We start from the raw sequence: 26,106 nt of genomic DNA, 5'->3' as shown, positions 1-26,106 counted from the left end.
CGCGCACGCCCCGATTGGGCGTGGCAGCAGGATTCTAGAAGAGATACCGGGCACGCGGAAGTTCAATCATCACCACAGCGTGTTTTTCCTTGGGGCAACGGGTACGGGCGCCACGGCTGTCAGCCCTGCACCACATGCAGCAGCCTGGCCCAGAGACGTTGCACATCCTCCCTCTCAGTGCCCAGGGCGCCAATCGACACACGCACCATCCAGCGTCCGTCGAGCACCGCGGGCGTCACATAGGCGTCGCCCGATGCATTCAGGCGCTCGGCCCAGGCTCGGGTATGGGCGTCCAGCGCCTGGCCGGCCATCCCTTCAGGGCAATGCCGAAGGCACAGCGTCTGCAACGGCACAGGGGCGAGCAACTGCCAGTCGCTTGCCGCGCGCACTTGTTCGGCCAGCCACCTGGCATTGTCCAGGTCCCTGCGCAGCCGTGCTTGCAAGGCCTCGACACCTTCTGCGCGCAACATGAACCACAGTTTCAAGGCGCGGAACCTGCGCCCCAAGGGAATGCCCCAGTCGCGCAGGTTCTTGACCTGCCCATCGACCGAGGACTGCAAGTAGCTGGGGTTGGTGCTCATCACTCGCACAAGGTGCTGGGGGTCGCGCACATAATAGACCGAGCAATCGAACGCTACCCCCAACCATTTGTGCGCATTGACCACCACCGAATCGGCAAGCTCTATCCCATCCCACATCCAGCGGCACTCGGGCAGTATCATCGCCGAGCCGGCCATGGCTGAGTCCACATGCAGCCACAGGCCATGTTGCTGGGCCAGCGCGCCGATGGCGCGCAGCGGATCGAGGGCCGTAGTGGCGGTAGTGCCGCAGGTGGCAACGATCGCACACGGCCGATTGCCAGCCGCCAGGTCCTGTTCGATGGCCTGCTCGAGCGCAGTCGGGCACAGCGCATAGGCTTCATCGGTCGCGATCAGGCGGATATTGTCGCGGCCAAAGCCTGCCAGCAACGCCGCCTTGTCCACCGAACTGTGGGCATGGGCGCTGACATACACGATCAGGGGCTGGTCCTGGCCTTGAAGCCCGTGACGGACCAGGGCGTAATCACTTGAGCGCTCACGGGCGCAGATGAGCGCGACCAGGGTGCTGGTCGAGGCGGTGTCCTGAATCACCCCGCTCCACTGCTGCGACAAACCCAGCATCTGGCGCAACCAGTCCAAGGTCGTTTCTTCCAGTTCGCTCAACGCTGGGCTCGATTGCCACGACAAGCCCAGTACGCCAAGCCCGGTACTCAGGAAGTCCCCCAGCACGGAGGACAGCGTCCCATTGGAGGGAAAATAACCGTAGAAATCCGGGTGCTGCCAATGGGACAGGCCCGGCATGATCAACCCGTCCACGTCCTTGAGAATCGCGTCGAACGGCTCGCCCTGTTGCGGCGCGGCCGGCGGCAGCGCCGCCTTCAGGTAACCGGGCTCGACCTGGGCCATGACCGGGCGCTGCTGCACGGTCTGGCGGTAATCGGCGATCAGGTCGATCAGTTTATGGCCATACTGGCGAAACGCTTCGGGGGTCATGCACGTGCTCCTGTGGTGGGCGCCTCACGCGCTGACGGCGGTCAGTGCGTGAGGCGGCTGGCTGGGAGCAGTGTAGAGTGCGCCGCCTGCGCGAAGAACCGCGCCCTGCGCATAGCTGCTATGGCAAATACGCAACGCCGCCCTGGACACCGAATTGAGATTGGCGCCACAGGTCGAACACCCGGTTTCGAAACCAGCGATGCTCGGCCGACCCATGCAAACGTTCGTGCCACACCACCCAATACCGCTGACTGTGCTCGACGAACCCCAACGGGCGCCATGCCAGCGGATGCAGGCGGCACAATTGGCGGGCGATGTGTTCGGGCACGGTAGCCACTGCCTGGCTGCTGGCGACCACCTTTACCGTTGCGCAAAAAAACGGCACTTGCAGGCTGATGTGCCGTTGCAGGCCCTGCGTACGCAGATGCTGGTCAATGAAGCTGTCCTTGTCCCCGCCACCGGAGATTCGTACATGCCTGCACGCCAGGTAGTCGCTTTGCGAAATCCGCCCATGGGCGGTCAAGGGATGATCCGGTGCCATCAGGCACACCGCCCGATCCTCCCCAAGCAGACGCCCGTGCACATTGGGCGGCGACTCGTCGAACAAGGTGGTGGCAAGGTCGATCTCGCCACTGGCGAGCAGGTCATATTGCCCGGCTTGCCAGGTGCGGTACTCCAGGCTGATGCCTGGCGCTCCCTGCTCCAGCGCCGTCACCAGCAAAGGGAGCATATGCTCGGCGACATAATCGGAAGCAGCAAGGCAAAAGCGGCGTTGGCAGCGGCCAGGCTCGAATACCGCAGGCTGACGAAGCGCCTGCAGCTCGTCCAGCACCTGGCGCAAGGGCTCGCGTAGCGTCTGGGCATGCTCGCTCAGCACGTAGCCCCGGCCCTGGCGCACCAGCAGCGGGTCGTCGAAGGCCTCGCGAAGTTGAGCCAACTGGCGGCTCAAGGCCGACTGGCTCACGCCCAGCCGCTCAGCCGCCCGGCTGAGGTTTTGCACCTGCAGCAGGTGATCGAGCACCCGCAGGTGCCCAAGGCTGAGCGTGGCAAAGGCTGGATTCACGGCAGCTCCCGCTCGGGGCACGCCCCGGTGCAGTGCTGCCCAGCCATCGCCTGTGCGGGACGCCTGGCAATGGGCAGCATCGGCAGATGGGGCTCGAGCTTACTGCGTCAAGCCAACGTAGACGTTCTGGACGTCGTCGTTCTCGTCGATGGCTTCGAGAAACGCCTCGACTTCGGCCAGGGCTTCGGCACTCAGGCTCGAAGCACTCACCGGGTTTTTCGGGGTGTAGCCGATCTTGGCCGACGTGACGGTGAAACCGTGCCCCGGCAGGGCCTTCTGCACAGCGTCCAGGTCGGTGGTATCGGTGATGAACAGGGTAGACCCCTCCTCTTCGCCTTCTTCGAAGTCCTGGGCCCCGGCTTCGATGGCAGCCATCTCAGGATCAGCGTCACCGTTGGGGGTGGCTTCGATCAGCCCGACATGGTTGAAGTCCCAGGAGACCGAGCCGCTGGCACCGAGCTGACCCTTGCGGAACAGCACACGAATTTGCGCGACCGTGCGGTTGACGTTGTCAGTCAGGCACTCGACGATCAGCGGGACCTGGTGCGGGGCGAAGCCTTCGTAGCTGACAGCCGCATACTGCACGGCATCGCCATCCAGGCCAGCACCCTTGCGAATGGCCCGCTCCAGGGTTTCGCGGGTCATCGAAGCCTTTTTGGCCTGTTCGATGGCCAGGCGCAGACGCGGGTTCATGTCCGGGTCGGCGCCGGATTTGGCGGCGATCTGGATTTCCTTGGACAGCTTGCCCATGACCTTGCCCTTGGCGTTGGCCGCGGCTTCTTTATGTTTGGCTTTCCACTGTGCGCCCATGTCGACTCTCTTGTTTCAGCGGCCGGTTCAGGAAGCGACCGGCACAAAAAGTGGGAGCAGTTTATACGCCTATGGGCAAGGATCGACAACCGTCTGCGCTGCGCCGACCCCTCACCAGAAGATTCAGCGGGTAGCGACTACGAACAAGCGCGGAAACGGCAGCAGCACCTTGCCATCGGAAGCTGGCGGGTAGGCGCCTTGCATCGCCTGCAGGTACATCTGCAGGAAATCATCCTGCTCATGCGGTTGCAGCCGCGACAGGTAAGGCCGCAAGGCCGAACCCTTGAACCACTGCACCACGCCCTCAGCGCCGTCGGCCAAGGGGTGGTGGTAGGTGGTGCGCCACACTTCCACCCGGGCACACAGCGGGCTCAACAGATCGTAATAGAACGCCGTGCCATGGCGCGGCGGCAACTGGAAGTCCTCGAACTTGGCCGCCCACGGGCCACGGCAGGCGATCTCGCGCAGTGCGGTATGCGCGGGCTCCTCCAGGTTGTCGGGCGTCTGCACCGCAAGGCTTGCCCCTTCGCTGAGCTGACGCACCAAGTGCGGGTACAGCCGCCCGTGGTCGGGCACCCATTGCAGCGAGGCGTTGGCCAGGATCAGGTCCTGGGGCTCAGGAGCGGACCAGCCTGCGATGTCCGCCGTGACCATGTGCACGCGGGGGATGCACAGCCGCTTGCGCTCTCGGGCCTTCTCGATCATGTCCGGGTCGCTGTCCAGCGCGGTCACCTGCGCGTCGGGGCAGCGCTGCAGCAGCACCTCGGTGGAATTGCCGGGCCCGCAGCCCAGGTCGGTGGCATGCCGCACCGGGCGCGGCGGCACCGCCCCCAGCAGGTCGCGCACCGGCCGGGTGCGTTCGTCTTCGAACAAGGAATACTGGGTGGCAGACCAGGACATGGCGACGTTCTCCGATGAGCGATGCCCTCCAGCATATGCCATCTGTCGCCCAAAACGCGAAGCGGCCGGCCCCTTGGAGGGAACCGGCCGCTTCGCAGAGCCAATGAGGCTTAGTGTCGAGGCGCGCTGCGCATCTGGTGCACAACCCCCATCGCCACCACCAGCGCCGCCGCGATGCCGGTGGAGATCACCAGGATCTGGTAGTCAGGCATGAACGCCATGGTCACCAGGGCCGCCACGATGAAGGCGATCACCAGGTAGGTGAGCCACGGGAACAGCCACATTTTCAGGCGCACTTCCTTGCCTTCGGCAATCAGCTTGCGGCGCATGCGCAGCTGGGAGAACGCGATCACCAGGTACACCAGCAGGGCAATCATGCCCGTGGTGTTCATCAGGGTATCGAGTACGTCCTTGGGGCGCAGGGTCTCGCTGAAGTTGATCAGCGCACACACCACTGCCACCGCGCACGAGCCCATGATCGCGTACACCGGCACGCCAGTGCCGGCACGGGTGATCTTGAAGAACGACGGTGCGTCACCACGCTGGGCCAGGGAGAACAGCATGCGCGAGGCGGTGTAGTGGCCAGAGATCAGGCAGCTGCTCACCGAGGTCAGCACCACGAAGTTCATCAGCAACTCGGCGTAAGGCACGCCCAGCAGCTCAAGGGTACGGCGATAGGCGCCGTAGCCGGAGACGCCCAGGTGCGGGTCGTTCCACGGTACCAGGCAAACGATCAGGAAGATCGAGCCTACGTAGAACAGGCACACGCGCCATACCACCGAGTTGGTGGCCTTGACGATCTGCGCTGCCGGGTCCTTGGCCTCGGAGGCTGCGATGGTCACGATCTCGGCGCCCAGGAATGCAAACATCACCCCCAGCAACGCCCCGACGACTGTGGTGATGCCATTGGGCATGAACCCTTCGGCGGTCAGGTGGGTAATGCCCCGCACCTCGCCGAATTGCCAGATGTTGAGCACCGCTGCGGTACAGACGATCAGGAAGCAGACGATCGCGATGACCTTGATCAGGGCGAACCAGAACTCGAACTCACCGTAGTGCTTGACGTTGAAGAAGTTGACCGTGATCAGCAGCAACGTCGTGGCCAGCACGAACACGTTGACACTCACATCTGGGAAGAACCCGTGCAGGATCTTGCCGGCTACGTAGGCTTCCCAGGCCATGAGAATGACCCAGTACCACCAGTACAGCCAGCCGATGGTGAAGCCGGCCCAGCGCCCGATGGCGCGGTCGGCGTAGGTGGAAAACGAGCCCGTGTCGGGTGAAGACGTTGCCATTTCGCCAAGCATGCGCATGATCAGCACCACGAGGATGCCGCCTGCCAGGTAGGCCAGCACCGCGGCCGGCCCGGCGCTGTGGATCACGCTGCCGGATCCTACGAACAAGGCGCCGCCGATGACCCCGGCGATGGACATCATCGTCAGGTGGCGCGACTTCAGCGAGGCACTGAGCTTGCTCTCATGCCCGCCGTTCGCGGTGGTGGTTGTGGATGTTGCGTCCATCAGTTGTGTACCCCGTGCTTCTTTTTATCCAAGGAAAACCGTGAAACCCCGATGGCTGGCGGTTTCACCTGTACATCAGTGCTAATGCGCGCAGGAGGTGTGAACGAACACACGCAGGCCATCCATGGCGGCCTGCTGACGCGCCCCAGGGCTGAGGCCTGGAGCGAACTGAACATGCTTTGTGTGGCGATATCCGACACCTAATGTAAAAATGTCCATCGCAGAGAGCCATGCACAGTGGCATGAAACTCGCACTGCACTGTACAGGTCGCCAACCCTATACACCGGGCCAGCACCTGGCGTTACACACCTGAAGGTCCCCCATGCTGCAATTGAACCCAGACGCTTCCACACCGTTGGTCAACCAGATCATCGACGGTCTGCGCACCCTGATCGACACACAGACGCTCAAGCCTGGCGCCAAGGTGCCGTCGATCCGCGCCTTCGCCGCCACCTACTCGGTCAGCACCTTCACCGTGGTGGAAGCCTACGATCGCCTGGTCGCCCAAGGGTTGCTGGTAAGCCGTGGCAACGCTGGCTTTTTCGTCAATCGCGCCGCCGCTGAACTCCTGGACACGCACACGGCTGACCCTGATGCAAGCCGACCAACGTTCAACACCGAGTGGTACCTGCAGCAGATCTTCGAAACCCGGCAGTTGCCGTTCAAGCCAGGCTGCGGCTGGCTGCCCAATGACTGGATGTACGAAGATGGCCTGCGCCGAGGGCTGCGGCAGGTGGCTGGCAGCCCACTGGAACTGTCCGGTTACGGCGACCCCATGGGGTTACCCGAACTACGCGCATTGACGGCGCAGAACCTGCAGCAGGATTTGTCGATCGTCGCCAACCCCGCTCAGCTGATGTTGACCCACGGCGCCAGCCAGGCCCTGGACCTGGCCGTGCGTACGCTGGTCCGGCCAGGTGACGTGGTACTGGTGGACGATCCTGGCTATCCCAACCTGATGAGCATACTGCGCACCCAAGGCGCAACGCTGCTGGGGGTGGCGCGCACGCCCAATGGCTACGACCTCAATCAGCTTGAGCGGTTGCTGGCGCAACATAGGCCCACGGCTTTCTTCACCCAGCCTCACCTGCACAGCCCGACGTGCTCGCGCACGCCGTTGCCCCAGCTGCACCGCCTGCTGCAACTGGCTAACCAGCATGGTTTCCGGCTGGTCGAAAACAACCTGTACGCCGACATGATCGCCGATCCTCAACCCTGCCTCGCCAGCCTGGACCACCTGCAGCAGGTGGTCTACGTGGGCAGTTACTCGAAAAGCATCTCGCCCAATGTGCGGGTGGGCTATCTGCTGGCCAATCCTGAACTGGCGCAACAGCTGGTACACCTGAAAATGCGCTCGGGCCTGACCACTTCGCAGGTCATGGAGCGGGTCGTCTATGCCGCCATCATCGACGGTCGCTGGCGCAAGCACCTCAAGCGCCTGCGTCAACGCCTGGCCGAGGCGCATCAACGGGTGGGTGAGCATCTGCACCGGCTAGGCTTCGAGCTGTTCACCGAATCGGACGAGGGGATGTACATCTGGACCCGGCATCCCTCGATCCCCGACAGCGCGCTGTTGCTCGATGACGCGCTCGAAAAAGGCATCATGCTCGGCCCCGGGCAGTTGTTCATGGTCGATGCCAGGGCAACGGGCTGGATGCGTTTCAACGTGGCGTTCAGCCTGGACCCGGTCATGTGGGAACTGCTGGAAACGGTATTTGCCCGGCATGCCAGGCGATAGGGTCAGTGAGCACGCTATTGCTGCGGCGCTCTGGCTTGAGCTTCACAGGTTACGCGGCCCCCTGTAGGAGCGGCCCTTGTGCCGCGATGGGCCGCGCAGCGGCCCCAGGATTTAAGCTTCGCAGCTCATTTCGCCGGGGCCGCTTTGCGGCCCATCGCGGCACAAGGGCCGCTCCTACAGGGACTGCGTAGACCTTTGGATTGGCGCAACGCCCTGCGCCTTAGACGTGATGCACGACCGCTCCACCTACCGCAAGACCACCCAGGCCCTGACGCCATACGGTGCTGCCGGCAGCCTGCACACCCTTCGATGCGAACACCTTGCGCAATACCCCACCGATCGGCGAGGTCCCAAGGCCCAGGCTGTTCAGGCACTGTTCGACGCTCTGCAAATGGGCTTCCAACCGCTGGCGCACCTGCATTTCGCCACACATCGCCAGCAGGGTCGACTTGCCCTGGTCCAACCCCATGCTCTTGCCACTTTCCGGGTCACGGTCGTGCAAGTCGTCGTGCAACTGAAACGCCTGCCCCAACTCCCCCGCCAATTTCAGCAGGGTGCCCTGCTGGCTGGCGCCAGCCCCCGCCAGCCGGCCGGCCATGCCTAGCAGGGCCGAGAACAAGGCCCCGGTCTTGAGTTGATTGGTCTCGGCAATTTCAGCCGCCGTCCGCGGCCGTGCACCGTCACGCAGATCCTGCAACTGCCCCTTGACCAGCCCATCGGCACCGATGGCCGAGGTGAGGGTCACCACTAGGTCGCTGCGCACATCCGGCCCGACCGTCTGCAACCCCGCCACAACCCCAAACGCACGGGAGAGCAAGGCGATGGCCGTCAACACAGCCACGTCTTCGCCAAAAGCCAGGTGCAAGGTAGGGCGGCCGCGGCGCAAGGCGGCGTTGTCCATGCACGGCAGATCGTCCAGCACAAGGGAAGCTGCATGTACCATCTCGACGGCACAGCCGAGGTCGAGCGCTGCGTGTGGGCATGCGCCCAGACCCTGTGCCGTAAAAAGTAACAACAGGGGCCGCAAGCGCTTGCCTGGCGCCAGGGTACAGTCGCGCATGGCCGCAACCACGAGGTCGCGCTCGTGACCTGCCGATGGCAGCAAGGCTGCCAGCCGGGCCTCTACGGCCGCATGTGCGACGGCCAGTGACTGATCGTGATCAGCGCCAGCGCTGTGCGGGGGGGCGATGGTCGTCATCCTTGCCTCTCGATGTGGGCGGCCCATTGACCGTAGATGAAAAAGGAACGACTGATAGGCGCCGTTGCCTGATGCTGTGCTTTTTATGAGCTTAGCTATACAAAACGGGTAGTGTTGTACAACTTGTCTGTCTTAAGCACACAGACCGCACGTACCTCAGGATGATTCCCTGGCAGTGGAGCCGGCATGAACAAAAGCCCGTTGAGTCAACGCAAGGATGATCACCTGGATATCGTCCTGGCCACCGGCAGTACCTCGCACGGGGTCGACGCTGGGTGGTCAGCGCTGCGTTTCGAACATTGTGCACTGCCTGAAATGGCCCTGGAAGACGTCGACCTGGGTACCGAGTTGTTCGGCATGGCACTGCGCGCACCGCTGTTGATCAGTTCGATGACTGGCGGGGCTGATCGCGCACGGTTCATCAACCAGCACCTGGCCGAAGCTGCGCAGGCTTTGGGCCTGGCCATGGGTGTGGGTTCGCAGCGAGTCAGCTTGCGCAGCGGCCAGGACCAGGGACTGACCACAGAGCTGAGAAGGCTTGCACCCGATGTCCCGCTTTTGGCAAACCTGGGCGCGGCCCAGTTACGCGAGGCCGATGGCCTGGACCTTGCCCGTCGCGCGGTCGATACACTCGATGCCAGCGCCCTGATCATTCACCTCAACCCCCTGCAGGAAGCCGTTCAGCCCGAGGGCGACCGCAACTGGAACGGGGTGCTCGCCTGCATCGAGCACGTTGCCGGGCAGCTTCACGCGCCCATCATCGTCAAGGAGGTAGGCGCTGGTATTTCGCCAGGCGTTGCGCGGCAACTGTACGACGCTGGCGTGTCCATGATCGATGTGGCCGGTGCCGGCGGCACAAGCTGGGCCGCGGTGGAGGCCGAGCGTGCCAATGACCCTGCCGAGCGTGCGGTGGCGATGGCCTTCAGCGGCTGGGGCATCCCGACCGCCCATAGCCTGCTTGCCGTGCGCCGCGCCGTGCCGACGGTTGGCCTGATCGCCTCGGGTGGGGTCCGCGATGGCGTGGACGCGGCCAAGGCCATCCGCCTGGGGGCGGACCTGGTGGGCCAGGCTGCCGGGGTGCTGACCTCTGCAATGGCATCCACCGAAGCGGTGGTCTCGCATTTCGACGTGATCATCCGGCAACTGCGTATCGCCTGCTTCTGCACAGGCTCGGCCACGCTGGCGCAGTTGCGCCGGGCCCGACTGGTCAACGCCCAGTTAGACATCAAATGAGCCACTTCGCCCTGATTGCCCCGCCCTACCCTAGCCATTTTGCAGCGATGCAAGCCTTGGGCGGCGAATTGATCGAACGCGGCCATCGGGTCAGTTTCTTTCACCAGCCTGAAGCCGAACGCTGGCTGAGCGACAGGCGAGTGGGCTTCGTCGCCATCGGCCATGCCGAGTGCCCGCCGGGCAGCCTTGACCTTGCCATGCGCCGCGTGGCTGACCCCGCCGGGCCGCTGCGCCTGCGTCGCTTGATCAAACAGCTGGCGCACACCACGGCAATGCTGATCAGCAACCTGCCGCAGGCGCTCAGTGAACATCGGGTCGATGCGATGATTTGCGATCAGATGGAGCCCGCAGGCGGCTTGGTGGCCGAGGCTTGCAAACTGCCGTTCTTTTCAGTGGCCTGTGCATTGCCAATCAATCGCGAGCCAGGCTTGCCATTGCCCGTGATGCCGTTCGGGCTGGGCTTGGATGCGCGCCTCTACGAAGGCAGTGTTCAGGTCCATGACTGGCTCATGCGCCCGCTGCACGACACCTTGCTGCAGGCCTGTCATCGCCACGGGCTGCAACCGCGCAGCGGCGCCCATGAATTTCTCTCGCCACTGGCCCAGTTGAGCCAGACACCCTTGCACTTGGATTTCCCCAGAGTGGGTCTGCCCAAACACTTTCACGCCGTCGGCCCGTTACGCAGCACGCCCTCTCAGGCGAGCCCCAACTGGTCTTTCGAACCCGGCAAGCCCTTGGTATTCGCAAGCCTGGGGACGCTCCAGGGCCACCGGTTCGATCTGTTCGCACGTATTGCCAAGGCTTGCCGACGCCTGGATGCCCAGTTGCTGGTGGCGCACTGCGGTGGGTTGGATGCCCATCAGCAGGCCAGGCTGCGCCAGATTGGCGCCACCGTCGTGACCGACTTCGCCCCTCAGCACTGGGCGGTGCGGCGAGCCAATGTGGTGATCAGCCATGGCGGCTTGAACACGGTGCTCGATACCGTGTGCGCCGGCACACCGTTGCTGGTCATGCCGATTGCATTCGATCAGCCTGGCGTGGCTGCGCGGGTGCGCCATCACCGCTTGGGGCGGGTACTCTCCAAACGAGCCAGCGTAGCTGCCATTGGCCAGACGTTGCGTCAGCTGCTTGATGAAGCTGCACCACGTGATGCCGCGCTGGAAGCCGAGCTTGCCGCCTGCGGTGGCGTACAGCACGCTGCCAGCCTCATCGAAGCCGCGCTGCACAGTGGCCAACCCAGCATTTCGGAGAACACACCGTGCCCTATGACCTGATCCTGGTAGGTGGTGGGTTGGCCAACGGCCTGATCGCCTGGCGACTCCAGCATTTGCGCCCGCAATTGCGCGTGCTGTGCCTGGAACACGGGCCGGCCCTGGGCGGGAACCACACCTGGTCCTTCCATGACGCCGACCTCACTCCCGAGCAACAACGCTGGCTGGCCCCGCTGGTCGAGCAGCGCTGGCCTGCGTACCACGTGCACTTCCCGGCTTTTTCCAGGCGTATGGAAGGCGGTTATGCGAGCATCACCAGCGAGCGTTTCGCCCAGGTGATCACCCCTGCCCTCGGCCCGAGCTTGCGCACGGGCTGCGCTGTCGCTGAAGTGGGTGCCAGCCACGTCACACTCACCAGCGGCGAAACCTTGCACGCCGCGGTAGTGATCGATGGCCGGGGCATGCAGCACAGCTCTCACCGGGTGCTCGGCCAGCAAGCATTCCTTGGGCAGATCGTGCGCCTGACGGCCCCCCATGGCTTAGAGACACCGATTCTGATGGATGCGCGGGTACCCCAGGGCGAAGGCTATCGCTTCGTCTATGTACTGCCCTTCACGGCCGACACCCTGCTGGTGGAGGACACCCATTACGTCGACAGCCAGGCGCCCGCCGCAGAGCAGCTGCGCCAGCACATCGAACGCTACCTGCAGCAGCGCGGCTGGCACGTCGCCGAGTGCCTGCGTGAAGAACAGGGCGTATTGCCGATCATCCTGGCCGACGACTTTCCTGCTTGGTGGAACGAGCAGCAAGGGGCGCTCGCCGTTGGCCTACGAGCCGGATTGTTCCACTGCACCACGGGCTATTCACTGCCCGATGCCGTGCGCCTAGCCGACTGGTTGGCGACGCAAGCGCTGGATGATACGGCGTCACTCAAGCCCGCGTTGGGCGCCTACCTTCACCGACGCTGGCGTGAACAAGGGTTCTACCGCCTGCTCAACCGAATGCTGTTTCTGGCCGGCCGGCCGAACCGTCGCTGGCAGGTGATGCAGCGCTTTTATCGATTGCCTGATGGGCTGATCGCCCGTTTCTACGCAGGCCAGAGTACGCTGCGTGATCGTCTGCGGATCCTGTGCGGCAAGCCGCCTGTGCCCGTAGGCGAGGCCATGAAGGCTGCCTTGCGACACTCTCCTGCCCATTTCAAGGACTATCCATGAGCAACGAACGATCCGCCCTGGTCATTGGGGCAGGCCTTGGCGGCCTGGCCCTGGCCATTCGCCTGCAGGCCTCGGGTATCCCCACCACCTTGCTCGAGGCACGCGACAAACCCGGTGGCCGCGCCTACGTCTACAACGACCAAGGCTTTACCTTCGACGCAGGCCCCACGGTGATCACCGACCCAAGCGCCATCGAAGCCCTGTTCACCCTCGCCGGCCGGCCTATGCAGGATTACGTGGAGTTGCTGCCGGTAACGCCGTTCTACCGCCTGTGCTGGGAGGATGGGCGGGCCTTCGACTATGGCAATGACCAGGCCGACCTGGAACGCCAGATCGAGGCCTTCGAGCCCAAGGACGTGGAAGGTTATCGACAGTTCCTGGCCTATTCCAAAGCCGTGCTGCAAGAAGGTTACATCAAGCTCGGCGCGGTGCCGTTCCTGTCTTTTCGCGACATGCTGCATGCCGGGCCGCAGTTGGCTCGCCTGCAGGCCTGGCGCAGCGTCTATAGCATGGTGGCGCGGTTCATCCAGGATGACCAACTGCGCCAGGCGTTTTCGTTCCACGCCTTGCTGGTCGGGGGTAACCCCTTCGCCACGTCCTCGATCTATACCTTGATCCATGCGCTGGAGCGCACCTGGGGTGTGTGGTTCCCTAAAGGCGGCACCGGCGCCCTGGTGCAGGGCATGGCCAAGTTGTTCACCGACCTGGGCGGCGCCCTGGAGCTCAATGCCAAGGTCGCCGCGTTCGAAACCCAAGGCAGCCGCGTGACCGGCGTGCGCACCCAGGACGGGCGGCGCTGGCTGGCAGACGCAGTCGCTTCCAATGCCGATGTGGTGCACACCTACTCCGACCTGCTGGGCGAGCATCCACGGGGTGAACAGGAAGGCAAGCGGCTCAAGGGCAAGCGCTTTAGCAACTCCCTGTTCGTGGTGCACTTCGGCCTCAAGCGCACCCAGCCGCAACTGCGCCATCACACGGTCTGCTTTGGCCCGCGCTACCGGGAGCTGATCGACGAAATCTTCAACGGTCATGAGCTTGCCGAAGACTTTTCACTCTACCTGCACACCCCTTGCGCCACCGACCCGAGCCTCGCTCCGGAAGGATGCTCGAGCCACTACGTGCTGGCGCCCGTACCGCACATGGGCAACGCGGCCATCGATTGGGAGGTGGAAGGGCCACGGTTCCGGGACAAGATTCTCGACTACCTGGAACGTCACTACATTCCTGGCCTGCGCGAGGACCTGGTCACCTGCCGCACCTTCACGCCGCTGGACTTCCGTGAGGAACTCAATGCGCACCTGGGTTCGGCGTTTTCCCTGGAACCGATCCTGACCCAGAGCGCCTGGTTCCGCCCGCACAACCGTGACAGCCAAGTGAGCAACCTGTACCTGGTGGGCGCAGGCACGCACCCGGGGGCCGGTGTACCTGGCGTGATCGCCTCGGCCAAGGCCACGGCAGGGCTGATGCTCGAGGACCTGGGCGCATGACCGCACCGTCCCACGACCAGTTGCTTGCCCATGCCGAACACAGCATTGCCGTGGGTTCGAAGAGCTTTGCCGCAGCAGCCCGGCTCTTCGATGCGCACACTCGGCGTAGCGCCGTACTGTTGTATGCCTGGTGCCGCCATTGCGATGACGTGATCGATGGGCAGCAAGCCGGGCATGATGCGGTGGTCATCAGCCAGGAAGAAGCGCAAGTGCGCCTGTTGGATCTGCAGCGCCAGACCGAAGCCGCCTGCGCGGACTTGCCCGTGGATCAACCGGCCTTCGCCGCACTGCGCGAAGTGGCCAGGCGCCACGGCATCCCCCGCGCCGAAGCCTTCGACCTGCTCGAAGGCTTCGCCCAGGACGTGTCCGCCTGCCGCTACCAGACCCTGGATGAGGTCATGGTCTACTGCTATCACGTGGCAGGTGTGGTGGGCCTGATGATGGCCAGAGTCATGGGCGTTCAGGAGGCGCGCGTGCTTGACCGGGCCTGCGACCTGGGCCTGGCCATGCAGCTGACCAACATCGCCCGAGACATCGTCGATGATGCCAAGGTCGGGCGCTGTTACTTGCCCCAGGCTTGGCTGTCGGAATTCGACCTCAGTGCAGACGACCTGGCCGATGTGCGTCACCGCGCAGCCGTCGCCACCCTGGCCAGGCGCCTGGTCGCCCAGGCCGAGCCCTACTACGCCAGCGCCCAGGCGGGGCTGCCGGCCTTGCCGCTGCGCTCGGCGTGGGCAGTGGCCACGGCTGGTCAGGTATACCGGCGCATCGGCCTGAAGGTCGACAGCGCCGGGATCGACGCCTGGGACGGGCGGCTGTCTACGTCAAAACGCGAAAAGGTCGGTGCCTTGGTCACGGGGTTTTGGCAGGCGCTGAGCTGTCGACTGCGTCGCTACCCCCAACGCCCGGCTCGCCTGTGGCAGCGCCCTTCGCCCGCAGCGGCCCGCCATGCAGTGCCCGAAGTTGCTGGCGCAGTCGCTCGATAGTGGGGACATACAGAAAACCGAACGACACACAGCCTTCGCGTCCCTGTACGGCATGATGAAGCCGATGTGCCTGGTACAGGCGCTTGAAGTAACCCTTGCGCGGCACCACTTTGAAAGGCCAGCGCCGGTGCACCAGGCCGTCGTGGGCGACGAAATACAGAACCCCATAGGCCGTCATGCCTGCGCCTACCCATTGCAACGGGTACCAACCGGCATTGCCCAGGGCGATGAGCATGATCGCCAGCACGGCGAACACCGCGGCGTACAGGTCGTTCTTCTCGAAGATCCCGGTACGCGGCTCGTGGTGCGAGCGGTGCCAGCCCCAGCCGAAGCCATGCATGATGTACTTGTGAGCAAACCAGGCCACGCCTTCCATGGCGGCCAGGGTGCCGAAAAAGGTGAGCAACGTCAGGGTCATGCGCAGGCTATCCAGGCAAAAGGGAACATGGGGCAGTCCTTTGGTGCATCAGGGCCGGGTCGGTACAGCATGATCTACCCAAGGCGCTGGCGCAAAGCCTATGAGTGTGCAAGATGGGCTGGTGTTCCATTGCCGACGCACTACACAGGCCTGTCTCCCGACGCTATTACCCTAAAACGCCATCACAGGATCCCTTATGCTGCCGGGGTCTGCCCCACGAACCCATGTAAAGGCCGGTCATGCACTCCTCAGAACGACTCAAAGGGATCGACGTCTTCGTCGCGGTCGCCGACCTCGGCAGCTTCACGGCAGCGGCCGGGCGACTGAGCCTTACCAGCTCGGCGGTCAGCAAGAGTATCGCGCGCCTCGAGGCGCGCATGGGCGTTCGCCTGTTCGAGCGCACCACCCGCCGGTTGTCGCTGAGCGAGGCAGGCGTGGTTTTCTACCGCACCTGCACCTCGGTGCTGGCCGATCTGGAAGAAGTCGAACACACCCTCGCCACTACGGGTAATGAACCTCACGGACGGGTACGCATCGACTTGCCCGCCTCCTATGGGCGCTTGCATGTGCTGCCGCTGATCCTGGCGTTTACCCGGCAGCATCCGCTGCTGCAGCCGCACGTCTCGTTTTCCGACCGTTTCGTCGACCCGGTGCAGGAAGGCATCGACATCGTGGTGCGCATCGGCGGCCCCGATACCTGGCCCGCTGCCCTGGGCCATCAGTACTTTGGCGCCCAGCGCCTGATGTTCTGCGCAGCCCCCGACTACCTCGACATTTACGGTACTCCGCAAAGCGAGGAGGACTTGGAGCATCACCACTGCGTGGGCTATGGGCACACCGACGGCCTGGTCAGCCCTTGGTTCTTCAAGGGGCGCCAGCCTGGGGAGATGGAGCGTCGCACGGTACAGCCGCGCATCGCCGTGGGCGATGGCGAAGGTGAGGTCGCGGCGGTGCTGGCCGGCCATGGCATAGGTCAGCTACCCACCTGGTTGACCCAGCAGCACCTCGATAATGGACGGATGGTCGAGGTGCTACCGGAGCTGGCAACCGACGGGTTGCCAATGAACCTGGTCTGGCTCAAGCGTCGCGAGCACCTACCCAAAGTGCGTGCACTGCTCGATTACCTGTTGCCCAGGCTCGCCCCTCACGGCACACGTACCGCCGAACCCGTCTGAGGCGCCAGCCTGCCCACTACGGGCACTGCCAGCAGCGCCAGCACAGCGACTGCGGCGGCCACATAGCCCAGATAAGCAACCCCCAGCCCGTCGATGGTCATGCCACCAAGCACCGCACCCAGGCCGATGCCGGCGTTGGCAGCCGATACGTTGGCGGTACCGGCCAGCGCCTTGGCGTGGGTCACCGACGCCATTACGCGCACTTGGCAGACCGGGTAAAGCGCGGTGTTGGCGATACCCCACAACGCCAGCGCCAGGCAGAACACCAGGCCTGCATGGGCCAAGGGCACCAGCGCTGCCATGCCGATCGCCAGCAGCACCAGAAAGCCCGCGGTGGCCTTGAGAACGGAGTGGTCGACGGCGCGCCCCCCGATCCAGTTGCCCAGCAGGCCAACGGCGCCGAAGCCCATCAGCCACCAACCGGTGTGAGCCGGGGCCACACCCGCCACACGCTCGAGCAGGTCGGCCAGGTAGGTGTAGCCGGTGAACATGGCGGTGAACACCAGAATCGACAGCAGCACGTTCGCTACGAAGAAGCGTTCGGTGAAAATCCGCGCCTGACGGGCGAAATCCACCCTGGCGGTGCGGGCTACGTGGGGCATCCAGACGCCCATCGCCACGGCCATCATCAGGGAAAGCACCGCCAGCGCCCCGAAGGCGCCACGCCAGCCCAACGCGTCAGCGGCCAACGTGCCCAGCGGGATGCCCAGCAGCATGGCGGCAGAGATGCCCAGGTAAACCTTCGATACCGCACGCCCTGCATGCTCGGGCCCGGCGAGGTGCCCGGCCGTCTCGCTGGCAGTACCCCAGAACACCGGCAACGCCAATGCCGGTATGACACGTGCAATGGCCAGTACCCAGAAGTTATCGGCCACGGCCGCCAGGGCATTGGCCGCGGCAAAAACCAGCAAGATGGTGATGAACAGCCGTTTACGTTCCAGATGCGCCAGCATGGCCGTGAGGAACGGCCCTGCCAGCATGACTGTGAATGCGAACAGCGTGACCAGTTGTCCAGCCATGGAGATGGACACCCCCAGGTCGCGGCTCAGGGCAGGCAACAGGCCCACAATGAGAAACTCGGTGGTGACAATCAGGAAAGCGGAGAACGCGAGGATGGCAATGCTGATGGCTGCCCGTGGAGCTTCGTCAACGGGTGAAGCGGTGGTGGATGCGGCAGACATGGAAGAACTCTCAAGACATTGGCTGCCAGTTTATTCGATCGCAGAAGTCTTATTTCTGGCCGATTTTCACATATGAGGTGACGCACATTCACAAATACGGTCAATGTATACAACTTGATCATTTCCTGATTACATTGCCGCGTCGCCTACGACGCTGGCCATCGCCGGCGCGTATTGCAACAGGCATCGACCATGTCATCTTCACACGCACCAAGAACGCTCCTGATCAAGCATGCCCAACTGCTCGTCACCATGGATGGCGAGCGCCGCGAAATCCGCGGCGGTGGCCTGTACATCGAAGACAACCTGATCAAGCAAGTCGGCCCCAGCGATACCCTGCCCCAACAGGCGGACGAGGTGCTGGACATGTCCGGCAAGGTGGTCATCCCCGGGCTGGTCAACACCCACCATCACATGTACCAGAGCCTGACGCGGGTGGTGCCAGCCGCCCAGGACGGCGAGCTGTTCAACTGGCTCACCCAGCTGTACCCGATCTGGGCACGGCTCACCCCCGAGATGATTGCGGTCTCGACCCAGACGGCCATGGCCGAGCTGATCCTTTCCGGTTGCACCACCTCGAGCGACCATCTGTACATCTACCCCAACGGATGCAAGCTCGACGACAGCATCCATGCGGCTGCCGAAATCGGCATGCGTTTTCACGCCGCCCGCGGCAGCATGAGCGTGGGCCAGAGCCAGGGCGGGCTGCCGCCGGACTCGGTAGTGGAAAAGGAAGCGGATATCCTCAAGGAGTCCCAACGCCTGATCGAGGACTACCATGATGCCAGCCATGGCTCGATGCGCCGGATCGTGGTGGCGCCCTGCTCGCCCTTCTCGGTCAGCCGCGACCTGATGCGCGAAGCGGCTGTTCTGGCTCGCCAGCATGGCGTATCGCTGCACACGCACCTGGCCGAAAACGTCAACGACATTGCCTACAGCCGAGAAAAATTCGGCATGACCCCTGCCGAGTATGCCGAGGATTTGGGGTGGGTCGGGCCCGACGTGTGGCACGCGCACTGCGTGCAACTGGACCAGCATGGCATCGAACTGTTCGCCCGCACCGGCACCGGGGTCGCCCATTGCCCATGCTCGAACATGCGCCTGGCTTCAGGTATCGCCCCGGTGCGCGCCATGCGCGATCATGGCGTACCGATCGGGCTCGGGGTGGACGGTTCGGCGTCCAACGACGGTGCCAGCATGATCGGCGAGGTCCGCCAGGCCCTGCTGCTGCAACGCGTGGGGTTTGGCCCGGATGCGATGACGGCCCGCGAAGCGCTGGAAATCGCGACCCTGGGCGGCGCCAAGGTGCTCAACCGCGATGACATCGGCGCACTGGCACCGGGCATGGTCGCTGATTTCGTCGCCTTCGACCTGGGCCATGTCGCCTACGCCGGCGGGCATCATGACCCGCTTGCAGCGCTGGTGTTCTGCACCCCGACCCAGGTGCATACCAGCGTCATCAACGGCAAGGTGGTGGTCAGGGATGGTCAGTTGGTCACTGTCGACCTACCACGGGTACTCGAACGTCACAACCGCCTGGCCCATCAGTTGGTCGCAGGCTGATAGAGGCGCCGCCTCGTGATGCTGGCTGTCTTGTGCCTCTGGGGCTGCATGACAGCCCATCACCAGCAAGCCAGCCCCAGCTCACCGGCAGGTTCAACCTGTAGCGTCGCGCTTGCCGCCGGTGGGCCGCAGTGCGGCCCTACCTGACGCCGCCCGGCAATGGCTCACAGCACCATTACCATCTCATGCCACGCCATACCGCCGTGCTCGGAAGGTGAAGGCTGGACGTACTGATAACCCAGCTTGCGGTACAGCGGTACGTGCTGTTCTTTGCACATCAGGTGGATGGTCTGCTTCGCGCAGGCTTTCATTCGCAGGATGAACGCTTCCATCAATCGCTTGGCATGACCTTGGCCCTGATACGCCGGGTCGACCACCACCGACATGATCACTACGTTGGGGGCATCGGGGTCATGCCCCACCAGTTCCTTGAACGCTTCGTCCGACATCACCACCTGATGGGCGCAGCCGCTGTTGATGAAGCCAACGATCTCTCCATCACTTTCGAGCAACAGAAACCCCTGTGGGTACTGACTGATGCGCGTCTGGATCTTTTCCAGCGTGGCAGCTTCGTCTCCCTCGTAGGCACCGATCTCGATGGCGTGGCAGCGGCTGGCGTCCTCAAGGGACGGCGTACGGAACTGAAGCGAAGACATGACCGGCTTTTCCTTGGGTCTGAACGATACGGCGGCCATGATAACCGCGCCTGATGCTTGCTGCGATGCTCACCGCCACGCATCATGGATGCCTTTCTGCCCGCGACGGACTCACCGAATGATCGCAGTACCCGTGTCACCCCTGGAGACAAGCCGTTGCAAACGCCTCAAAGCGGCCACCCACCGCGAACATGACAGTGTCGATCAGTTGGTCATGGCCGCGCACCCCTTTGAGGACAGAGCGCGCTATGGGCGCTTCCTGCTGGTACAGCATCACTTTCACGGCAGCCTCCACGGACTTTACGAGGACCCCCACCTCAATGCGTGGCTGCCGGGCCTCTCGTCGCTGTCGCGGCTCGCTGCGGTCGAGCAGGACATTCGCGACCTGGGCCAACTGCCACCTGCCTTGCCGGCGAGGGTGAAGGTAGACCCGGCCCAGGCACTGGGCTGGCTGTATTGCAGCGAGGGTTCGAACCTGGGCGCCGCGTTCTTGTTCAAGCACACCCAGCGCCTTGGCCTGGACGAAAGCCTGGGTGCGCGGCACCTGGCAGCCCACCCGCAAGGACGCGCCCAGCACTGGAAGGCGTTCGTGAGCGCAATCGACGGCCTTGCGCTCGATGAACAACAAGAAGCTGACGTGATCGCCGGTGCCATTGCAGCCTTCGAAGCTTATCGGACGAAGGTCACCGAGGTATTCGCCGCTGACCTGCACACCACTACGGACACTTCCAAAGGCTGAACGCTTGTGCTGCGCCGGCCATTGACCAGTTTGCGGCCCTGATGCACCGATGGCGTGATCAAAGACGCGATTTGATACTGGGCTGCATTGCCAAACGTCAAGGGCCGTCTTTACTGATACGTAACGACCCCAGCATAGGTGTGCGCCCATGAAGATCATGCTCACCCGTATTCTTGTCGACGACCAAGCCAAAGCGCTTGCCTTCTATCACTACGTACTGGGCTTCGAACCTAAACAAGACCTCGCCATGGGCCAGCACCGCTGGCTGACCCTGACCTCACCCAACGACCCCAACGGCGTGCAACTGCAACTGGAGCCAGAGGTGCACCCTGCGTCGAAAGCGTACAAGGCCGCGCTCAAAGAAGACGGCATACCCACCGCAATCTTTGCCGTGCGAGACATACAAGGCGAATACATCCGGCTATCCGCTGCCGGTGTCCAGTTCCATCAGAAACCCGCCGAGGTCGATAACGTCATGACTGCAATCTTCGACGACACCTGCGGCAACCTCATCCAGATTACGCAGTTACACTGACTGGCGCCTGCCCACCGCCTGCGCCCGTCCAACATCCCGACGGGCGCAGCCCTACCGATCGTTGCCCAAGGACACACGATGCGTCATGAGTTCGACGAAGTGCTCAACGACCTGGTCGACTACTTCCTGCTAGGTGACATCCAACTGCTCGAGCGCTTCAAGCAGGAGCATGGCCTGCCTGACGATCTGGCCTACGAATTCACCCACCATGACAGCGGCGACAAGGCCGTACGCGACGGCGTCGTGCTGCCTGTGGCCGGCGTTGACAACCTTCCCTACCACGTGGTGTTCACGCTCGATGGGCAAACGCCCAAATTGCGCGAGGCGAGCAGCCGTCTCAAGCACCAGCGCGGTGGTTATTCGCTGAAGATCGAGCATGGCGCTGTGATGCTGTACACCTGGCGTATCCTCCAGTACTTCACCCCCAAGACCCTGGGCGACTTGCTGGCGCGCTACCGTGAGCCGGGCCGCCCTGTGATCGAACTGGACAACGGCTGGTATGACGTCGAAGTCCTGGCCGGCGCCTGCCTGTGTGATGGCCTGTACGAACCGACCTTCGAGTTCGTCTTGAACAAGCGTACTGGGCGTGTGGCGAACTCCGCCGTGGATACTGGGTACAATTTCAGCCTGCGAGGCTACTTTGACTGACACGCCTTCACTGTGGCCATGAACGGTGCAGCGCAGCCAAGTTGGCAGGGCGAGATCTGGCTGGCCGAGGACCACTGCCTGGTGACGGGGCGACTCGGGCGCACCGACAGCCACCAGCACTATGCCCACCAGCAAGGGCAGCTACCAAAACAGATAGGTGTTCATCGCCACTGCCAGGGCAGCGCCTATGAACCCAAAGAAAAACACAGGGGCGTAGAGGTAGCGCATGGGCAACTCCAGAATGACGGGAGCCCCCAGTGTCCCCGTACCGGCCGACACCGCGCTTGAACGAACGGCGCAACCGTGTGTGGGCGCTATTCGTTGACCAAGCGCTGCAACACACCGCCTTCATGGCGCGCGAGGATACGCAGCAGTTGATCAACCAAGGCACGGTCTGGCGCATCGAGGTGAAAATGATGGCCGCCAGGATGCCAAGACACTTTCGCCTGTGGCGGCAATGCCGCTTCACGGCGGCCGAAGGCTTCGCCAGTGAAAGCGCCCTGCCGGCCAAACATCAGGTACAGCGGGCAGCGAATCTGGCTCAGCAGATCGCATGCCTCAGGCTCGGTGAGCGGCATGGGCTCAGGCAGCACCAACCGCGGGTCGTGGCGCCAGCAATAACCGTCGTTGAGCTGGAGCAGGTCGCGCAGCGCCAGTAACCTCGCAGCCTCTTGCGACAAGTCGGTGTCGAGCCGTTCACGACGCTGAGCCAGCGCGCTGTCCAAATCGTCGAAGCGTTGCACATCCGGCTCGTTGAAGCCCTGCATCTGCGTACGCTGGACCATGCGCTTGAGGCGATAGGCCCGTGCCAGGTGCTGCACGCGGTCATGCTCGGCCACGGTGAACGGTGCCCCCATGCCGTCGAGGAAGGTCATGCTCGCAATCGCGCTGGTCATGGCCGCCAGCAGCGAAGCCACACCGCTGCCCATGCCGTGGGCCAGTACATGGAATTGCCGCATGCCAAGGCTTTCGGTGACCGACAGCATGTCCTCGGCGTGCTCCCATAGGTAGTAGCCGCTGTCATGGCGCCGATGGTCGGAACGCCCATGGCCGACCAGGTCGGGGGCTACCACGAAACAGCCATCGAGCAGGGGTGCCAGGCGCTCGAACGAGGCGGCGTTGTCCAACCAGCCATGCAAGGCCAGTACGGGAATGCCATCCTCCGGCCCCCAGCAGCGCACAGCCACTTCGATGCCATTGATGTCCAGCGGGTGATCCTTGGGTGTGGTGGTTGATCGCATGGGTATGCTTCCTGATCGGCAGCCTGATGCAGGTACACCAGACCGAACACGCCACCGCGTTCCACGACGCCTGTCGTCTGCGGCAACCCTTGCGCCGGAGCGCGCAGGCCGCCGACAGGTCACCTTGGCGCAAGCCAGGGGCCACCACTGGCCCCTTACCGACGGTGACTTAACCGTCACCGACCCCGGCAGTCTTCGAAACAGTCCTGACGGCCATCCACACGGCTGGAAGCGCGAGCGGCCACGGCGGCATCGCCATTGGCCGGCTCCACGTGCCAGTAGCAATGCTGCACCGCTCGGGTCACGGCCACATAGGCCAAGCGCTGCACCTCCTCCTTCTGGGCGGTATCGAACGGCTGCGGGTCGCCCGCCTTGCCCAGGCCCGCCTGGCGATAGACCTGGTTCTTGTAGGGCGAGCTGGTCAGGTACTGGCAGTCGCCCAGCATGAACACCGCATCGGCCTGCAAGCCCTTGGCGCTGTGGTAGGTGAGTTGGCGAAGACGCCGCTGCTCGGGGGGCACCGCTGCCTCGGCTTGAAGCACAGCTTCCAGGTGTTCGCTCATCGCCGCCCGGTCATTGCCCTTGCGGTAGAGCATCAGCACCGACTCGCCGCGCTGGTAATGCTCGATGAGGGTCTGGCCCAAGGCGGCCTCGTCACGCTCGAAGACCTTGACCGGAGAGCCTGCAAGTTCAGCGGCAGGGCCAGCGGCCCGGGCCTTCTTGCCGGCGATGGTGGACGTGCCCTTGACCAGGTGCTCGGCGGCATCGATCACCTGCTGCTGGCAGCGATAGTTCTCCACCATCATTACCCGTGTGCTGGCGGGCGTCGGAAACGCCTTGGTGAATTCGGTGAAGTACTTGGGCGAGCTGCCTCGCCAGCCATAGATCGACTGCCAGTCATCGCCCACGCACAATAGGGAAGAGTGTTGAGCATGGCGACCGACATTCAGGCCGGGGCCGCGCCTGCGGATTTCACGCAAGGACGCCCGCAGCCAGCTGACGATTTGCGGCGAGACGTCCTGGAATTCATCGATCATCAGGTGGGCCAGCGGCCGCAACAGCGGGTCGGGCAACAGTTGCAGGTTTTCCGGGTTGTTTTCCCCGAACAGCGCGAACATGCGGTTGTAGCTCATGACCGGAGGGACCTGGTCGAGCAAATGCGCTTCGAACGCTTTCCAGTAAAGGGCCAACGCTTCGAAGAACAGCGCGTCGCTGTCGCCTGGCACAAAGCGCATGTCGGCAATAGCCGTGTTCACTTCCAGGCCGAGGTTTTCGATAAAGCTCGCGGCGCTAACGAATGCGTCGAGCAGCGGCGCGGCCGACAGCTCGCCCTTGACCTTGTATTCGAACCCAGGCCCGGCCACGGCGTCACCTGCCAGCGAAGCGGCCAGGCGCCGGGCCATGGCGTAGTTGTCCAGCCAGATCAACGGCTGATCGCAGAATGCCTGCAACAGGGTTCGTTTGACTGCCCACTCTGCGCGTACGGCGAGCTTGGCACCGGGTCGTTGGTACTGGGCGCTCTCGGAAGGGTCGAAGCCCAACACCACCCATGGCCCGGTGGCACCCAAGCGGCCGTGGACATGAAAACGGCACCCACGGATCTCAACGGTGTCACGCATCGGCTCAATGCCCTGGATTGGCCAGGCCCCCGCTGCGAACCAAAGGTCCTCGATCACATCGCACAGCTCTTCATCGCGTTGCGCGGCCAGTTGCGTCACCTGGGCGCGTTTCTGCACCTCGGGGTTGTCCGGGTCCAGTGGCTTGAGTTGCAAGGCTTCGTTGCGCAAGTGGCCGATCAGCTCGGCAAAGCGGGGGCTGTGCGCCAGCAGGGCGCTGTAGCAATGATTGAGCTGTTGGCGCTGGGCATCGTTCAGGCGCAGGTCGAACGGGTTGCTGTCCGCCTCGGCCTCACGCCCGGCGGGCATCTCGTTGCCCAGGGTCTCGAACGCGCGCACCTGCTCGAACCCAGGCAAGCTGCGCACCAGCGGCAGGATGCGGGAGTGGAAGGTGCGGACCAGTTCGCGCGCTTGTGCCGGTTGCAGGTGAACGTCCCACAGCGCGAATACCTGCACCAAGCGTTTGATGAAGTCCTTGCGCGACTCACGGGTGAAGGTGACGACCGTCATCGCATCGAGTTCGTAGCCCAGGTAGTGACGCAGCAGCAAGATTCGCAGCACCAGGGAGGTCGATTTGCCCGCCCCTGCCCCGGCCACCACGCAGGTGGACGGTGTGTCGCTGAAGATCAGTTTCCATTGCGCGGCGCTGGGTTGCGCGTGGCTGGGCAGGCGCTGGGCAACGTCGGCCTTGAAGCGTTTCTTCAGCTCGGCGGTCAGGGCCAGGCGCCAGTCTTCGAACAGGTGATCGTCCTGGCCGGGAATGGCTGGGGTGTCGGGGCGGTGGTCACGGATGACCAGCACTTGCTGGCCTGCCTCGTACCCTTGCGCATGGCCCCGTTCGAACCCGGCGCGTTCGCCTTCGCCCCGGCCTTGGTGCTGGCCATCGGCATGGCCTAGCCACCAGGAGTGAGGGTGTTGCGCCTGAATGCGGGTCAGACCACGCCCGAGGCACTGGGCGATGAGCCGTTTGAGCCAGGGGAGGCGTGTGGGTGGGGTCAGTTCGGCGAGGGCCTTGGGTTGCTCGTTGGCCACAGTCACTCCGTTGGCAGCAAAATCAGCCGGCAATGTTCGCCGCAATGGCGCAAAAGCGCCAGCGAATGCGTGGGAAAACGTCTGGGTCGGTGGTTGGCGGGGGTGGGGGGTGCAGGGTAGGTGACCATGGGGCCGCTGCGCGGCCCATCGCGGCACGAGGCCGCTCCCACGAGGGCGTAATTGTAGCCTGGGGCAGTGCGCAAGCTTCAATCCATTCATTGAAGTTATTTAATACCTTCAAAGTTGCAACTTTTAATTCCCGGTAGCTGCCATTATTCTTGATCTTGATCTTGATCTTGATCTTGCTTTGGCTTTTGATCTTGATCTTGATCTTGATCTTCGCGACTTCAGAAGGCCGAACGCAGGTCTTGCGGAGGGAGGTGACAGGCATGGATGCCTGTCAAGCGCT

Annotated in this window: 22 protein-coding genes and 1 pseudogene; 11 read left to right on the top strand and 12 right to left on the bottom strand. The window is 63.6% G+C overall.

All coding sequences use genetic code 11. The annotated features are described in order from the left end of the window. Positions 1 to 119 precede the first annotated feature (119 nt). From FS777_RS12990 to FS777_RS12970, 5 genes are all read right to left on the bottom strand, one after another. Positions 120 to 1,532 (bottom strand): DOPA decarboxylase, encoded by a 1,413-nt coding sequence (locus FS777_RS12990; protein WP_145255861.1) that lies wholly within the window; start codon positions 1,530 to 1,532, stop codon positions 120 to 122. 118 nt (positions 1,533 to 1,650) lie between these two features. After that, positions 1,651 to 2,595, bottom strand: coding sequence for a LysR family transcriptional regulator (locus FS777_RS12985; protein WP_145255857.1), 945 nt, complete (start codon positions 2,593 to 2,595; stop codon positions 1,651 to 1,653). A gap of 99 nt (positions 2,596 to 2,694) precedes the next feature. Continuing rightward, a complete protein-coding gene (locus FS777_RS12980; protein ID WP_058605919.1) occupies positions 2,695 to 3,405 on the bottom strand; it encodes a YebC/PmpR family DNA-binding transcriptional regulator in 711 nt (236 codons plus the stop codon). A 123-nt stretch (positions 3,406 to 3,528) separates the two neighbouring features. Further along, positions 3,529 to 4,305 carry a trans-aconitate 2-methyltransferase gene (gene tam / locus FS777_RS12975; RefSeq protein WP_058638379.1) on the bottom strand — a complete coding sequence of 259 codons (777 nt, stop codon included), beginning with the start codon at positions 4,303 to 4,305 and terminating at the stop codon, positions 3,529 to 3,531. Between the two features lie 110 nt (positions 4,306 to 4,415). Next, positions 4,416 to 5,825, bottom strand: a complete 1,410-nt coding sequence (locus FS777_RS12970) for an amino acid permease (RefSeq protein WP_145255854.1) — start codon at positions 5,823 to 5,825, stop codon at positions 4,416 to 4,418. Positions 5,826 to 6,148: 323 nt separating this feature from the next. On the opposite strand from FS777_RS12970, the gene FS777_RS12965 reads away from it, so the two are divergent. Next, positions 6,149 to 7,564 carry a PLP-dependent aminotransferase family protein gene (locus FS777_RS12965; RefSeq protein WP_078478500.1) on the top strand — a complete coding sequence of 472 codons (1,416 nt, stop codon included), beginning with the start codon at positions 6,149 to 6,151 and terminating at the stop codon, positions 7,562 to 7,564. A gap of 220 nt (positions 7,565 to 7,784) precedes the next feature. Here FS777_RS12965 and FS777_RS12960 read toward each other — a convergent pair whose 3' ends face one another. Continuing rightward, entirely contained in the window at positions 7,785 to 8,762 is a 978-nt protein-coding gene (locus tag FS777_RS12960) for a polyprenyl synthetase family protein (protein WP_078478499.1), read from the bottom strand. Positions 8,763 to 8,948: 186 nt separating this feature from the next. On the opposite strand from FS777_RS12960, the gene fni reads away from it, so the two are divergent. The 5 genes and pseudogenes from fni to FS777_RS12935 form a co-directional block, all read left to right on the top strand. Then, complete coding sequence (fni, locus tag FS777_RS12955; RefSeq protein ID WP_058638004.1) at positions 8,949 to 9,995, top strand: type 2 isopentenyl-diphosphate Delta-isomerase; 1,047 nt, start codon at positions 8,949 to 8,951, stop codon at positions 9,993 to 9,995. Then, positions 9,992 to 11,269, top strand: a complete 1,278-nt coding sequence (locus FS777_RS12950) for a glycosyltransferase (protein WP_058638015.1) — start codon at positions 9,992 to 9,994, stop codon at positions 11,267 to 11,269. The genes fni and FS777_RS12950 overlap by 4 nt, the downstream gene beginning before the upstream one ends. Further along, positions 11,254 to 12,420: a lycopene beta-cyclase CrtY gene (gene crtY, locus FS777_RS12945; RefSeq protein WP_058638005.1), complete on the top strand. Its 1,167-nt coding sequence runs from the start codon at positions 11,254 to 11,256 to the stop codon at positions 12,418 to 12,420. Before FS777_RS12950 ends, crtY begins: the two co-directional genes overlap by 16 nt. Then, positions 12,417 to 13,907 (top strand): phytoene desaturase, encoded by a 1,491-nt coding sequence (locus tag FS777_RS12940; protein WP_058638006.1) that lies wholly within the window; start codon positions 12,417 to 12,419, stop codon positions 13,905 to 13,907. The genes crtY and FS777_RS12940 overlap by 4 nt, the downstream gene beginning before the upstream one ends. Next, positions 13,904 to 14,836: pseudogene (locus FS777_RS12935) on the top strand (phytoene/squalene synthase family protein); the annotation flags it as partial. The gene FS777_RS12940 and the pseudogene FS777_RS12935, both read left to right, overlap by 4 nt. Here the strand turns inward: FS777_RS12935 and FS777_RS12930 are convergent. Then, on the bottom strand, positions 14,760 to 15,311 hold the full coding sequence (locus FS777_RS12930; protein ID WP_145255851.1) for a sterol desaturase family protein: 552 nt from the start codon (positions 15,309 to 15,311) through the stop codon (positions 14,760 to 14,762). The pseudogene FS777_RS12935 and the gene FS777_RS12930 overlap by 77 nt on opposite strands. A 239-nt stretch (positions 15,312 to 15,550) precedes the next feature. Here FS777_RS12930 and FS777_RS12925 point away from each other — a divergent pair, with 239 nt between their 5' ends. Continuing rightward, the gene (locus tag FS777_RS12925; RefSeq protein ID WP_078478495.1) at positions 15,551 to 16,486 is read left to right on the top strand and encodes a LysR family transcriptional regulator; all 936 of its coding nucleotides are present in this window, start codon (positions 15,551 to 15,553) and stop codon (positions 16,484 to 16,486) included. Here FS777_RS12925 and FS777_RS12920 read toward each other — a convergent pair. Then, a complete protein-coding gene (locus FS777_RS12920) occupies positions 16,456 to 17,667 on the bottom strand; it encodes an MFS transporter (protein WP_078478494.1) in 1,212 nt (403 codons plus the stop codon). The genes FS777_RS12925 and FS777_RS12920 overlap by 31 nt on opposite strands. Positions 17,668 to 17,859: 192 nt before the next feature. Here FS777_RS12920 and FS777_RS12915 point away from each other — a divergent pair, with 192 nt between their 5' ends. Further along, positions 17,860 to 19,230, top strand: a complete 1,371-nt coding sequence (locus FS777_RS12915) for an 8-oxoguanine deaminase (protein ID WP_058638010.1) — start codon at positions 17,860 to 17,862, stop codon at positions 19,228 to 19,230. Positions 19,231 to 19,394: 164 nt separating this feature from the next. Here FS777_RS12915 and FS777_RS12910 read toward each other — a convergent pair whose 3' ends face one another. Then, entirely contained in the window at positions 19,395 to 19,886 is a 492-nt protein-coding gene (locus tag FS777_RS12910) for a GNAT family N-acetyltransferase (RefSeq protein ID WP_058638016.1), read from the bottom strand. Positions 19,887 to 20,004: 118 nt separating this feature from the next. Here FS777_RS12910 and FS777_RS12905 point away from each other — a divergent pair, with 118 nt between their 5' ends. The 3 genes from FS777_RS12905 (at position 20,005) to FS777_RS12895 (ending at position 21,808) form a co-directional block, all read left to right on the top strand. Beyond that, entirely contained in the window at positions 20,005 to 20,625 is a 621-nt protein-coding gene (locus FS777_RS12905; protein ID WP_145255848.1) for a biliverdin-producing heme oxygenase, read from the top strand. A 148-nt stretch (positions 20,626 to 20,773) separates the two neighbouring features. Then, on the top strand, positions 20,774 to 21,160 hold the full coding sequence (locus FS777_RS12900) for a VOC family protein (protein WP_058638012.1): 387 nt from the start codon (positions 20,774 to 20,776) through the stop codon (positions 21,158 to 21,160). A 78-nt stretch (positions 21,161 to 21,238) separates the two neighbouring features. After that, positions 21,239 to 21,808 (top strand): hypothetical protein, encoded by a 570-nt coding sequence (locus FS777_RS12895; protein WP_058638013.1) that lies wholly within the window; start codon positions 21,239 to 21,241, stop codon positions 21,806 to 21,808. A 314-nt stretch (positions 21,809 to 22,122) separates the two neighbouring features. Here FS777_RS12895 and FS777_RS12890 read toward each other — a convergent pair whose 3' ends face one another. From FS777_RS12890 to FS777_RS12880, 3 genes are all read right to left on the bottom strand, one after another. Continuing rightward, a complete protein-coding gene (locus FS777_RS12890) occupies positions 22,123 to 23,049 on the bottom strand; it encodes an alpha/beta fold hydrolase (RefSeq protein ID WP_058605934.1) in 927 nt (308 codons plus the stop codon). A gap of 176 nt (positions 23,050 to 23,225) precedes the next feature. Next, positions 23,226 to 25,697, bottom strand: coding sequence for a UvrD-helicase domain-containing protein (locus tag FS777_RS12885; protein ID WP_145255845.1), 2,472 nt, complete (start codon positions 25,695 to 25,697; stop codon positions 23,226 to 23,228). A 22-nt stretch (positions 25,698 to 25,719) separates the two neighbouring features. Next, entirely contained in the window at positions 25,720 to 26,088 is a 369-nt protein-coding gene (locus tag FS777_RS12880; protein ID WP_145255842.1) for a hypothetical protein, read from the bottom strand. Positions 26,089 to 26,106 lie beyond the last annotated feature (18 nt).

This window comes from Pseudomonas sp. DE0157 (assembly GCF_007678615.1).
Taxonomy (GTDB): Bacteria; Pseudomonadota; Gammaproteobacteria; order Pseudomonadales; family Pseudomonadaceae; genus Aquipseudomonas; species Aquipseudomonas parafulva_B.
Note: the sequence above shows the minus strand (reverse complement) of the source record. Positions and strands in the feature narration are given on the sequence as shown.

Excerpts from the sequence above, each read along its gene's own strand:
- FS777_RS12990 (WP_145255861.1), bottom strand. The coding sequence starts at position 1,532 with ATGACCCCCGAAGCGTTTCGCCAGTATGGCCATAAACTGATCGACCTG.
- FS777_RS12980 (WP_058605919.1), bottom strand. The coding sequence starts at position 3,405 with ATGGGCGCACAGTGGAAAGCCAAACATAAAGAAGCCGCGGCCAACGCC.
- tam (WP_058638379.1), bottom strand. The coding sequence starts at position 4,305 with ATGTCCTGGTCTGCCACCCAGTATTCCTTGTTCGAAGACGAACGCACC.
- FS777_RS12970 (WP_145255854.1), bottom strand. The coding sequence starts at position 5,825 with ATGGACGCAACATCCACAACCACCACCGCGAACGGCGGGCATGAGAGC.
- FS777_RS12965 (WP_078478500.1), top strand. The coding sequence starts at position 6,149 with ATGCTGCAATTGAACCCAGACGCTTCCACACCGTTGGTCAACCAGATC.
- FS777_RS12960 (WP_078478499.1), bottom strand. The coding sequence starts at position 8,762 with ATGACGACCATCGCCCCCCCGCACAGCGCTGGCGCTGATCACGATCAG.
- fni (WP_058638004.1), top strand. The coding sequence starts at position 8,949 with ATGAACAAAAGCCCGTTGAGTCAACGCAAGGATGATCACCTGGATATC.
- FS777_RS12950 (WP_058638015.1), top strand. The coding sequence starts at position 9,992 with ATGAGCCACTTCGCCCTGATTGCCCCGCCCTACCCTAGCCATTTTGCA.
- FS777_RS12940 (WP_058638006.1), top strand. The coding sequence starts at position 12,417 with ATGAGCAACGAACGATCCGCCCTGGTCATTGGGGCAGGCCTTGGCGGC.
- FS777_RS12930 (WP_145255851.1), bottom strand. The coding sequence starts at position 15,311 with ATGACCCTGACGTTGCTCACCTTTTTCGGCACCCTGGCCGCCATGGAA.
- FS777_RS12925 (WP_078478495.1), top strand. The coding sequence starts at position 15,551 with ATGCACTCCTCAGAACGACTCAAAGGGATCGACGTCTTCGTCGCGGTC.
- FS777_RS12920 (WP_078478494.1), bottom strand. The coding sequence starts at position 17,667 with ATGTCTGCCGCATCCACCACCGCTTCACCCGTTGACGAAGCTCCACGG.
- FS777_RS12915 (WP_058638010.1), top strand. The coding sequence starts at position 17,860 with ATGTCATCTTCACACGCACCAAGAACGCTCCTGATCAAGCATGCCCAA.
- FS777_RS12910 (WP_058638016.1), bottom strand. The coding sequence starts at position 19,886 with ATGTCTTCGCTTCAGTTCCGTACGCCGTCCCTTGAGGACGCCAGCCGC.
- FS777_RS12905 (WP_145255848.1), top strand. The coding sequence starts at position 20,005 with ATGATCGCAGTACCCGTGTCACCCCTGGAGACAAGCCGTTGCAAACGC.
- FS777_RS12900 (WP_058638012.1), top strand. The coding sequence starts at position 20,774 with ATGAAGATCATGCTCACCCGTATTCTTGTCGACGACCAAGCCAAAGCG.
- FS777_RS12895 (WP_058638013.1), top strand. The coding sequence starts at position 21,239 with ATGCGTCATGAGTTCGACGAAGTGCTCAACGACCTGGTCGACTACTTC.
- FS777_RS12890 (WP_058605934.1), bottom strand. The coding sequence starts at position 23,049 with ATGCGATCAACCACCACACCCAAGGATCACCCGCTGGACATCAATGGC.
- FS777_RS12880 (WP_145255842.1), bottom strand. The coding sequence starts at position 26,088 with ATGCCTGTCACCTCCCTCCGCAAGACCTGCGTTCGGCCTTCTGAAGTC.